General features: G+C 35.9%; 16 protein-coding genes and 3 pseudogenes. 8 read left to right on the top strand and 11 right to left on the bottom strand.

What is annotated here, in order from left to right; all coding sequences use genetic code 11:
- The 5 genes and pseudogenes from ACFIKD_RS02070 to ACFIKD_RS02050 all read right to left on the bottom strand — a co-directional run.
- A pseudogene (locus ACFIKD_RS02070) lies at nucleotides 1–375 on the bottom strand (recombinase); the annotation flags it as partial.
- 140 nt (nucleotides 376–515) lie between these two features.
- Nucleotides 516–1,244 (bottom strand): Rha family transcriptional regulator, encoded by a 729-nt coding sequence (locus tag ACFIKD_RS02065; RefSeq protein ID WP_375647108.1) that lies wholly within the window; start codon nucleotides 1,242–1,244, stop codon nucleotides 516–518.
- 14 nt (nucleotides 1,245–1,258) lie between these two features.
- Nucleotides 1,259–1,621, bottom strand: a complete 363-nt coding sequence (locus tag ACFIKD_RS02060) for an antA/AntB antirepressor family protein (protein WP_375644578.1) — start codon at nucleotides 1,619–1,621, stop codon at nucleotides 1,259–1,261.
- A gap of 66 nt (nucleotides 1,622–1,687) precedes the next feature.
- Nucleotides 1,688–2,062 carry a hypothetical protein gene (locus ACFIKD_RS02055; RefSeq protein WP_375644579.1) on the bottom strand — a complete coding sequence of 125 codons (375 nt, stop codon included), beginning with the start codon at nucleotides 2,060–2,062 and terminating at the stop codon, nucleotides 1,688–1,690.
- A gap of 157 nt (nucleotides 2,063–2,219) precedes the next feature.
- Entirely contained in the window at nucleotides 2,220–2,837 is a 618-nt protein-coding gene (locus tag ACFIKD_RS02050) for an XRE family transcriptional regulator (RefSeq protein WP_004865405.1), read from the bottom strand.
- A gap of 109 nt (nucleotides 2,838–2,946) precedes the next feature.
- On the opposite strand from ACFIKD_RS02050, the gene ACFIKD_RS02045 reads away from it, so the two are divergent.
- From ACFIKD_RS02045 to ACFIKD_RS02030, 4 genes and pseudogenes are all read left to right on the top strand, one after another.
- The gene (locus ACFIKD_RS02045) at nucleotides 2,947–3,198 is read left to right on the top strand and encodes a helix-turn-helix transcriptional regulator (protein WP_375644580.1); all 252 of its coding nucleotides are present in this window, start codon (nucleotides 2,947–2,949) and stop codon (nucleotides 3,196–3,198) included.
- A 124-nt stretch (nucleotides 3,199–3,322) separates the two neighbouring features.
- A pseudogene (locus tag ACFIKD_RS02040) lies at nucleotides 3,323–4,428 on the top strand (DUF1376 domain-containing protein).
- Nucleotides 4,412–4,798, top strand: coding sequence for a hypothetical protein (locus tag ACFIKD_RS02035; protein WP_375647098.1), 387 nt, complete (start codon nucleotides 4,412–4,414; stop codon nucleotides 4,796–4,798). The pseudogene ACFIKD_RS02040 and the gene ACFIKD_RS02035 overlap by 17 nt, the downstream one beginning before the upstream one ends.
- 182 nt (nucleotides 4,799–4,980) lie before the next feature.
- Nucleotides 4,981–5,307 carry a hypothetical protein gene (locus ACFIKD_RS02030; RefSeq protein WP_375647097.1) on the top strand — a complete coding sequence of 109 codons (327 nt, stop codon included), beginning with the start codon at nucleotides 4,981–4,983 and terminating at the stop codon, nucleotides 5,305–5,307.
- Between the two features lie 49 nt (nucleotides 5,308–5,356).
- On the opposite strand, the gene ACFIKD_RS02025 is transcribed toward ACFIKD_RS02030, so the two are convergent.
- Both ACFIKD_RS02025 and ACFIKD_RS02020 read right to left on the bottom strand, forming a co-directional pair.
- Entirely contained in the window at nucleotides 5,357–5,650 is a 294-nt protein-coding gene (locus tag ACFIKD_RS02025; protein ID WP_375644582.1) for a HigA family addiction module antitoxin, read from the bottom strand.
- 16 nt (nucleotides 5,651–5,666) lie between these two features.
- On the bottom strand, nucleotides 5,667–5,948 hold the full coding sequence (locus ACFIKD_RS02020; RefSeq protein ID WP_375647095.1) for a type II toxin-antitoxin system RelE/ParE family toxin: 282 nt from the start codon (nucleotides 5,946–5,948) through the stop codon (nucleotides 5,667–5,669).
- Nucleotides 5,949–6,137: 189 nt separating this feature from the next.
- On the opposite strand from ACFIKD_RS02020, the pseudogene ssb reads away from it, so the two are divergent.
- The 4 genes and pseudogenes from ssb to ACFIKD_RS02000 all read left to right on the top strand — a co-directional run bounded on the left by ssb (nucleotide 6,138) and on the right by ACFIKD_RS02000 (nucleotide 7,814).
- Nucleotides 6,138–6,580, top strand: a pseudogene (ssb, locus tag ACFIKD_RS02015) (single-stranded DNA-binding protein).
- 53 nt (nucleotides 6,581–6,633) lie between these two features.
- Nucleotides 6,634–7,128, top strand: a complete 495-nt coding sequence (locus ACFIKD_RS02010) for a hypothetical protein (protein ID WP_375647094.1) — start codon at nucleotides 6,634–6,636, stop codon at nucleotides 7,126–7,128.
- A gap of 96 nt (nucleotides 7,129–7,224) precedes the next feature.
- Complete coding sequence (locus tag ACFIKD_RS02005) at nucleotides 7,225–7,482, top strand: AbrB/MazE/SpoVT family DNA-binding domain-containing protein (protein ID WP_375647093.1); 258 nt, start codon at nucleotides 7,225–7,227, stop codon at nucleotides 7,480–7,482.
- Complete coding sequence (locus tag ACFIKD_RS02000; RefSeq protein WP_375636703.1) at nucleotides 7,482–7,814, top strand: type II toxin-antitoxin system PemK/MazF family toxin; 333 nt, start codon at nucleotides 7,482–7,484, stop codon at nucleotides 7,812–7,814. Before ACFIKD_RS02005 ends, ACFIKD_RS02000 begins: the two co-directional genes overlap by 1 nt.
- Before the next feature lie 192 nt (nucleotides 7,815–8,006).
- On the opposite strand, the gene ACFIKD_RS01995 is transcribed toward ACFIKD_RS02000, so the two are convergent.
- From ACFIKD_RS01995 to ACFIKD_RS01980, 4 genes are all read right to left on the bottom strand, one after another.
- Entirely contained in the window at nucleotides 8,007–8,303 is a 297-nt protein-coding gene (locus tag ACFIKD_RS01995; RefSeq protein WP_375636702.1) for a hypothetical protein, read from the bottom strand.
- 32 nt (nucleotides 8,304–8,335) lie between these two features.
- The gene (locus tag ACFIKD_RS01990) at nucleotides 8,336–8,500 is read right to left on the bottom strand and encodes a hypothetical protein (RefSeq protein WP_375647092.1); all 165 of its coding nucleotides are present in this window, start codon (nucleotides 8,498–8,500) and stop codon (nucleotides 8,336–8,338) included.
- Between the two features lie 186 nt (nucleotides 8,501–8,686).
- Entirely contained in the window at nucleotides 8,687–8,947 is a 261-nt protein-coding gene (locus ACFIKD_RS01985; protein WP_375647090.1) for a hypothetical protein, read from the bottom strand.
- 60 nt (nucleotides 8,948–9,007) lie between these two features.
- Nucleotides 9,008–9,466 (bottom strand): hypothetical protein, encoded by a 459-nt coding sequence (locus ACFIKD_RS01980; protein WP_375647089.1) that lies wholly within the window; start codon nucleotides 9,464–9,466, stop codon nucleotides 9,008–9,010.
- Nucleotides 9,467–9,736: the final 270 nt, after the last annotated feature.

Raw genomic sequence — 9,736 nt, 5'->3', positions numbered from 1 at the left:
AGTCATTTCTACAGTTATGTCATTTGAACTCTGGTCTTTGATACGAGAGAACAAGGCAAAGTGATATTTTGCAAGAGGTTCTTTGATTGCATCAATATATTTATCAAGCGTTGTATAGAGGCTTTTAGTATGTGTATTAATGGCGTTTTGTTCGATATTTTTGTATTCCATTTGCATAGCCGAAAGATCACGGACAAAGTTTTGATAGTTTTGCCGTTTTATTTCTTGATCTCTTAAATCAAGAAGACGTTGTAGGCGGTCAATACCGACGTCATTTTCTAAGGCTCTATTTAAAATGCGTTCCATAGCAGTTTGTTCGACGGCTAAATGATGTGTTTCTTCAATTTCTGTTAGGTTAGTGTTTTGTTCACTCATCTTGATTTCCTCCTATTTGAGCGCAATTCCCCCGTGGCGTGAATCACGCTTGTGTTTAAAAGTTGTTTGTGTGGTTAGAAACGGCTTATAGAGATACTATAAGACTAGTCGTTCGTATTTCTTTTCCATGATTGTTGCTCTTAATGCATGCTTTGTCTTTTAAGCTCTTGAGACAGCACACCAATTCCTTTTGCTGTGATTTTTGCGCAAGGAATGACTTTTTCTATTCCACTTGCGGTTTGAAGTGTGATGGTTGGACAATCCATAAGTTTCTTTTGGATTTTGTCTTGGTAAGGAAGCAAATTTCCACCTGCTGCTCGTCTGTAAACCCAACCTTTTTTCTGTAAGAAGAGAATGAACTGTTTTGGTTGCATCTCGAGTATTTTAGCGGCTTCTGTAAGACCGAAGAGTCCGTCATGACGTTGTAAGCTTTCAAGAGCCATGGCTTTTGGTGTTAAATCTTCAATGATGGTGTCTTTTTGATCTATTTGACCTTGTAGGTAATTCAAAAAGCCAATCATAGCCTTTGGACTTGAATAGTCGATTTGTGGTATTACTGCTTGCTTTTCCAATTCTTGCCAACGGTCTATAATCCTAGCACGTAATGTCATGCTGTAACCGGAAACTAAGATAAGGCATTCACGCTTAGGGAGGTTGTAACAGTTTTGGGGTTTACCCTGTTTATCTAAATAGGTGGATCCAAATTTGGATTGACCCCCTTCAGGATATAATTCTCCTAACATTTGCCGAATATCACGCATAATATGCGCATGTTGCTTACCGCATAACTCTGCAATTTCACGACTAGACATCGTTTGAACTGTTGTGTTTTGAAAATTGTTTTCAGGTATTGTAATAAAGTTTCGCATCATCACCCCCTTAATTAAGAAAAACATAAGTTTTGGTATAATATTCTGCCATAGTTTCTATGGCGCTCTGCTTTAGCGATTTTCTTTGCTGCGTGAATTTTTAAGTAATGATTATCAGTTTTATCTGTTTCTATTTCAGATTTTGGACAAATCTTCTGTCTGTTCCATTCTTGTTTTGTAAAAACAAAATCCACGCCTTCTTTTAGATCAAGCTTTTCAACACAATCGTTAAACCAAGTGGAAAAATCTTGTTTCAAATGTAAGTGCCTATGCATTACATGGGCATTAACCATTTGGACACAACCAATTTTGTTGTCTACCTCGTTTTCAGGTATGAGATATCCTTCACTATGAATATGAGTATCATGTGTGGTCATAAGTTTACTCTAATCAATTATTGATGGGAAAAGGGGAGGCGCTTTTAAAAGCGCCCTTTAGAATTTTTAAAGCACATCACATGCACGCAAACGGTGTTGTTGTTCGTAAGTACCGTAAATCTCATCATTATATTTTTCTTTTGCTAAATCAGATAAAAGATCGTGGTAAGCATCACTTTCACGTACAAAGTAATGAACCTTACTATCCTCATGGAGATGTTCGATATTTGCTTCTACATATGCGTCTGCAATCTCTTCAGAGATATCTTCACAATTATTCTCAGAAGGATTTATACGAAAGATTTGGATTGCATCATCTACCTCATCAACAATGCTTAGAATTTGGCTTGCATCAAGTGGTCCAGACTCTGCAATGTGTTGATCTTTATCGTAGGCAACTAATAAAATTTCATTGGAATTTATAAGAATTGGCTTATCCATAATTTTTCCTCCCTAACGCCTCTTGGCGATTGTTTATTTGCGGTTTGTATAATTATTTATATAACTATAATTATAAAATAGCAAGCAAAAAATTATAAAAAGTTATATTTTTTATAAAAAATATTATAATATCTTGCTAAATAAGAGGGGGGGATAATTAGCGATAAGTCCGAATCATCTTGCTGTAAGAACTTATTGGCAAAATAGCAAATATCTCTCCAACCCACACAATTTTAACATTCTTAATGGGTAAGGCATTCCAAGAAAGCAGATCTATTTCACCATTCATGCCCCTGCTAATCTGCTTTATATATCTTTTATTATCATGTGTTAAAATAACGGCTTCTTTGCCAAAAAAGGATTCTATTGTTTTAATTTGGCGCCGTCTTACGATAACCATATCTCCATCTTTATAAGCTGGAAGCATAGAGTCTCCTTTAACTTCAAAAGCAACCATATCATCAGGTAAAGCAAAAGGAATTTCTACTTGTTCAAGACCATCTTCAGGGATTTGTTCAAAGCTTGGATCTATCTGTGTTCCTGCTCCAATATACCCCATAAGAGGAACAAAAGTTGTTAAGTGATTATCCCCTTTTAGTTCTTTGTATAATTCTAAAATGGCATCTCGATTAGAGCCGCGTGGATCAGAATCTTTTAACCACTTAGACACTGAAGCTTGTGTTACGTTTAACCGTTTGGCTACATCTTCTTGCGTTAAGTTAAACTCGGTCAAAATCTTTTTTAATGTGCTTATGATATTAGATTTATTACTCATACTTCTGCTTACCTTATTTTTTTATCGTTGATAAAGATAAATTTCCTTGACTTTATATAACTATAATTATATGAATAAAATAAGACAAAGCTGTAATTGGAGCTTGTAAATGGATCAACGAGAAGATTTTAAGAATTTGGCTAAGTCAATACGGGGCAAATTTAATTGGACACAATCAGAAATGGCGAAAATGCTTGGTGTAACTCAAGCAGCTGTTTGCAAGTGGGAAAAAAGAGGATCTATCTCCGTAATAAATTATCTAAAGCTGCAACAACTGAAAGGATGTTCTGGCTCTAGTTCTGCTTTTATTGCTGCTCCTACAGATAATGATGAACATCAACAGCACCATTCACATTCTTAAACAGGCAAAAATAAAGAGACAAAATTAATAGATTACGCGTCACCATGCGCACGCATAAATACGCAACAGCCTTAAGGGGGGATTATGATCACTAATTTATATTTAAAGAAAGAAGGGGATGCGCATGTCTAATGGTATGCCATGGATAAGATTCCATTTGTATGACTGGATAAGTGGTACAAATGGAATGACATCTGAACAACGGGGGGTTTATATAACCCTTCTCGTTTACATGTATGAAAAAAAAGAACCACTTAAAACAGATTTTCAAACGCTTGCACGCGTTTGTCATTGTTCGCAGAAAAAATTTGCAGCTATTGTCGAATATCTCATGAGAAATAATAAACTTGTTGAGACAGATAATGGATTGTGGAATACGCGCGTTGAAGAAGAGCTGAACGATTTTGCTGATAAAAAAGAGCATATATCGCAAGTTCGTAGTGAGGCTGGTAAAAAAGGTGCGCAAGCAAAAAATAATACAAAACAACATGTTAATAATTTTGCTGAAGCAAATGCTAAGCAAAATCAAGCTATAAAGAACCAGAATAAGAATATATATAAAAAAAATAAAACTAACGTTTTATTAAAAAAAGAAATTGGTTCTGAAAGTTTAGAAACAAACGAACAGGTTGACGAGCCAACAGAGGTTGCTGTTGAAAGCCAATCAGAGCAAATCGAAACGTTAGAAACCAACCAACCTCCCATTCACGAGCAAGAGAGCGTTCCCAAAAAAGCAAAACGAGCGCAAGCTAATCGCGGTTGTCGATTGCCTGAGGATTTTGAACCCGATTACGATTTTTCCATTGCAGAGGGTTTGCCTCCAGAGCGTGTCAAAGTCGAAATCGCAAAGTTTCGAGATTATTGGAAAGCCTGTGCAGGAAAGAATGCTATCAAACGTGATTGGCAAGCAGCATGGAGAAACTGGGTACGCAAGGCTATCGAGGATTTAGAAAAAACAAAAAATACGAACAACAATGGTGGAAACAATGGAAACTTTTCAAAAGATCAAAGAACTCGCGGTGGTACCGGAGAGACAATCCGTAATCTTATCGGTGCAACACAGCTTAGTGACGCTCTACAAGATACCGTGCAACAGATAGAGAAATGTGTAACTCTGGAGTTCCCATGGACCTTGAGAAATGGCATTCAATTGACAAAAAACCTAGAGAAACAAGCTTTAGAAGCTTATCAGACTGTTCAAAACTTACTTACCGTGAAAGCGTCTGTTGAAGACATAGCAGAGGCTCTTGATGTGCTTGAAGGTGGTTTGACAATGCAAAAAGTTTCGAATGTAGAAGCGCGTGCAAAGGCTTATATCTCAGCTCTTAACGGCATTTCACTCTGGTCTTTATTGCAAGCTGTTAAAAATCTTATACGTGGTGAAGCAAAAGGCATGTCCACAACATTTGTGCCCTCATGCGCTGATCTAGCGCAGTATTGTCGTGATTTAGAAAGCAGGCTTTATGGTGTTGCTGAGAGAGTTTTTATAGCAGTTGAAAATACCCGTAATTTGGCTTTAGGAGGCAAGCGCATTTCATTCATGAGAATAGGCAAGCCTAGTGAAGAGCAACATAACAGTAGCAATTCTAAAGCGGCTTAAAACAGCAAACTAGTGAAAAGTGCTGATCATTTTACGATTAGGCATGTGTTTAAATCGACAAAAATGTACCATACAAAGCGATTTAAAGATTTTACGACGAAAAACATGTCCGCAATATAAAACGCTCTGTACGGTCAAATTTTAGGTAAATAGACCAATTGGTAAAATTATGGATTAAAAACATGAGAATATTAAAAGACCTGTTCTTAAAAAAGCGTAAACAACCCATGCAAAAAGAGTTTGTTGCAACAGCTGTTGGTTATGTTCCTTGGGGAGACGGAGCAGAGGAGTATTTTTACAACCTCTACGAATATGAAGACGGCACAAGAGAGTGTGAAAAGTTTGATGGCGGACAGTATTATACCACACCAGAAAATGCGGATTTTAGTACCAAAGTACAAGTAAAAGCTTGGGTTTACGGTGGTGCTATTCCGAAAAGCGTTCTCAATTACGAACCTCTTATAGACGAGATCAATAAAGGCGTAAAAAAACTATCAGAAGTTGCTTGATTTTAAAGAACATGACCTCTAGGTGTGAAGAAAGATGGACTAAGTATTTCTAAAGATGCTCTACTTGCTCTAGAGGTGAAATATGTGGGATTGGGCTGTTATGCCGAGCTTGCCACAAATCATGCTTTTGTTGCAATTTAAGCCAGAATTCCGCATCATTTAAACCCGCTTTTTCTAACCGTAAAGCTAAGTTAATGCTAATCGCTGCATGACAGTTTAAGACGCGGGATAAAGTTAAACGTGCAACACCAAGACGATTTGCAGCTTCTGTTACTGTTAACCCTAATTCATCAAGCAATTCTTCTTTCAAAATGCCGCCAGGGTGTGGAGGATTGTACATCATAATAACACCTCAAAACTCAATGGTAATCTTGATAATCAACCAGTTCAACGTCTGTCCCAATGAAACGAAAGGTAACACGCCAATTTCCATTGACACGCATTGACCAGTAACCTCTTAAATCGCCTGTAAGCGCATGTAGACGATACGATTTAAGAGTAACTTGTTCAGGCGCGGATATTGTATCTAAAATTACTAAAATGTTTGCTAATTTTTTAGCATGCGCGGGTTGTATGCCTTTGCAGACTCCTCTTTCAAAGAATAATTTCAACCCTTTATGCTTAAAACTAACGATTGCCATATATACCCTCTTGATACTTGATACTATACACCATGCATTTATGTCAATTGATTATTTATCAAAGAGCGCTTTAAGACATAATTTTATATGTTAAAAAACAATAATATCCTTTTGAAATAATTGAAAAAATATTAAAATCATGCTAGGATTTTGTATGTATTAAAATACAAATTTAAGGTAAGAAAAAACATGCTAAATAAAGTGATGTTAATCGGGCGTTTAGGTGCTGATCCCGAAAGCAAAACAATGAATTCTGGAGCAGAAATAGTCAATTTTAGTATAGCGACTTCTGAGAGCTATACAGATAAAAAAACAATCAAAAAGTAGAGAAAACAGAATGGCACTCCGTGGTGATTTTTAATCCACATTTAGCAAAAATAGCGCTTCAGTATCTCAACAAAGGTTCAAAGGTTTACGTAGAAGGCAAATTACAGACACGCAAATGGCAAGATAAAAATGGGCATGACCGTTACACAACAGAGATTATTTTACCACAATTCAAAGGCGAGTTGTATTTGCTTGATGCAAAGAAAGAGCAATCTGCCCCTTCATCTATTACTTCTCAAAATTATGCTATCGCTTCAGGTGCTGCTGATCATAGTGCATTTCTTAATGACAGCATACCATTTTGATTGATAAAATATAACAAAGAGAAGTATGTGGGCTCCCACAGATTAGGGGATGTATGAAAAAGAAAGATGCTTACATTTCACAAGTGAAAGTACGTCAAGATCCTGTTAATCAATTGGCAATTGAAATGCGTGCTAAACGCTTTGGTTTGACGATTGAAGAGGCTAAAAATCCGCTTGCTGGTACTTATGTTGGGCGGCTTTGTTTGCAGGGCATGCTTACTCAAGACCAGTATGATGCTGCGCAAAAATATCTTGAAGTGAAAAATGACTATTTGTGTGCAAAAGGTTTACCAAGCGCTGTTTATGATGAAATACCATCATCTTCTGATGACAAAGCAAGAGAAAAATGGGTTGAATTTGCAACAGAACAGTTTTCTAATATGCAAGAGGTGATAAAAGAAACACAACATCTCTATAGACAGTATAATCTTTATGCAGCAATACAATATATTGTTATCGAAGACCAAACATTACCACATCTTGTGAATTCATTGCGGGTCGCTCTTAACGCGCTTCATAAATATTTTGACAGAAAAACTAAATGGTAAATGTTTTATTGTTCTTTTTCCATAAAAGCATGAAAAGCTCTTGAAGAATATGCATTAGAATGTTATATTTTTATATAATATTAAAGGGAGTGTTTTATGCACACAACAAAATTACGTAAAGTTGGAGGGTCTGTTATGCTCTCTATACCGCCCGCATTGCTTGATGTTCTTCATCTTTCTGAAAACACGCAAGTGGGTTTGGCTATTGACAATGGAAAATTGGTTGTAAAACCACAGGCATTCCCTAGCTATACTCTTGAAGAATTGTTAGCGCAATGTAATCCTTCAGATGATTTTGCGGATGGTGATATGGAGTGGTTTGATGTCAAACCTGTTGGCAGAGAGCTCTTGTAATGAAGCGGGGCGAAATTTGGTTTGTATCGCTTGACCCAACTTCTGGTTATGAGCAAAAAGGAACGCGTCCTGTACTGGTTGTGTCACCGGAGGCGTTTAATCGTGTCACAAAAACACCAATTGTCTTACCTATTACAAGTGGAGGAAATTTTGCGAGAACCGCAGGGTTTGCTGTTTCATTAGCAGGAACAGGATTACATACCACAGGTGTGATACGTTGTGATCAACCACGAGCTCTCGATATAGCAGCGCGTCAGGGAAGGAAAATGGAAACAGTTCCCCCCATGATTATGAATGAAGTGCTTGCCAAGCTATCAACATTTCTAACATAGTTTTTTTATGCATCTTTAAGAACGATGCTAAAGTAAGCAATGTGACGTGAAACGTTTCTCTGTATAACGCCTTGTAAAAGACTAAGGAAAATAATTCATTCTATTGTACGCAGAAGTGCCTCTTTTTGTTTCTAAAAATAAGAAAGATATGAAGTATTTGTTTTGTTTTATGATTTTTAGTATTTTTATTCTTCACTTATAGCTATTACAATCAACATCTTGAAATTTATCATAACCATAGTAATCTTTATGTTGCTGTTTTAACATTTTACATAGATTGTATCGATTAATATCAAATTTTTCGAGCACTTCGTTTGGAAGATCATATAAATTTCGAGGACCAACATCAAACATATCAACTGCATCAGCTAGGTTATTTGGAATGCGGTTCTCATCTGCATCTGATTTTTGTCCGCAGTTGGTAAGAAAAAGCACACTGATTACTATGATTAATAAGTAACTTATTTTTTTTGCTGATAAATAATTCATTATTTCTTTTATGGCTGGAGTTTAAGTATATATTAAAGATTAAGAGTTTTCTTAATAAGGTGATCCATCTTATCAATTTCATTGCTCAGTGCATCAATCATGTTATTTACTTTTTCAATATTCTGATGAAGTTCAAAAAATTGTGCCTCATAATTCAACACATCAGATGTGTGCTTAGACTTAGATGCTTTTGCCATGGCTTGAAGCACTATGTGCCGCTTTTGAACAAGGCTAAAAATGGATTGTATTGTCTCATGTCTTGCTTTGATTGCTTTATTTCGTGTATGAATTATAGTGTACAATCCATAATTCTTTTGTTGATCCTGTCTTGGACTCATATTGAGTAGTTTTATAGTCAGGGCATCCTGTTCTTGAGCTATTGTTTACCACTCATTGAGGGTAATTTCTAGAAACTTCTGTGTGTCATTCCATCCCCTTTCCGCATTTTCTTTTGCATCTTTTTCTAGGTTCAGTTTTTCAATTATTTTAGAACAAAATAATTCATTTATACTGGCATAACCATGTGCCGTTAGCAAAAGATATGCCATAAAAAACGCAATCGTTAATATGTTCTTTTTGAATACAAATATTTTTGTAAATGTCTTTTTAATTCTGCATAAATCTGCTTTTTTGAAAAATAACATTAATTCCCCCCCACTTTTTGCTAATCAATAATTTAGTGCTTCCATATAATTGATTTTTTCTCAACCAGATTTATTCTGTTTTTCCATTATCATTATCTGTTTCTGTTGTTGCCAAAGCTTTTCGTATAATTCCTCAATTATTTTCTCTTGTTCCTTAATCGCTTTGTAGTGTCTATCGACCATCCTACTGTTTTCCTTAACTGCTTCGTTTCGTTGTATAATCGCTTTATTAATTTTTTCATTCTCATAATCAAACGCCATCTGAGAGTATTCGACTAAGCGATCATGTTCCAAATTTGCTATTATTCCTAGGTAATTTCTCCAAGCAAACAACAAAATTGCTACCACTAATAAAGAGTTTCTTGAAAATTCAAGATACCAAAGCACCCCGAGTACTATGACTAATAAAAGAGTACCTTGAAATTCTGTATTCCGACCATTCTCTGCTTCTTCCCACATGTCAGAGACTATAGCCCATAGTATGAGTATACCCACTATTACTATGACAATATCACGCATTGTTCTCCCCCGCTTTTTATTAGTTTCTAGTCATATAATTGATTCGTTGAGATGATACAATTGTGAGTGGTTGGTTGTTAAAGACACTAGATTTAGGTGAAAAAAATAAAAAATACACAATATAGTGATTTTTTTGTTGACAGGATATGAAAAATAGTGTTTTACGGCGTTGCTGTACTAGTCGAATTGCGTCTAGAATTACGGTAAAGGTATAACCTTTCTTATAAGTTTATCTGATTGTTCAGAGCCCTGCTTTTGCGGGGTTTTTTT

The organism is Bartonella sp. CR84HXZ, from assembly GCF_042194535.1.
In the GTDB taxonomy this organism is placed as follows: domain Bacteria; phylum Pseudomonadota; class Alphaproteobacteria; order Rhizobiales; family Rhizobiaceae; genus Bartonella; species Bartonella grahamii.
The sequence above is the reverse complement of the archived record's forward strand: the minus strand, read 5'-3'. Positions and strand labels throughout refer to the sequence as shown.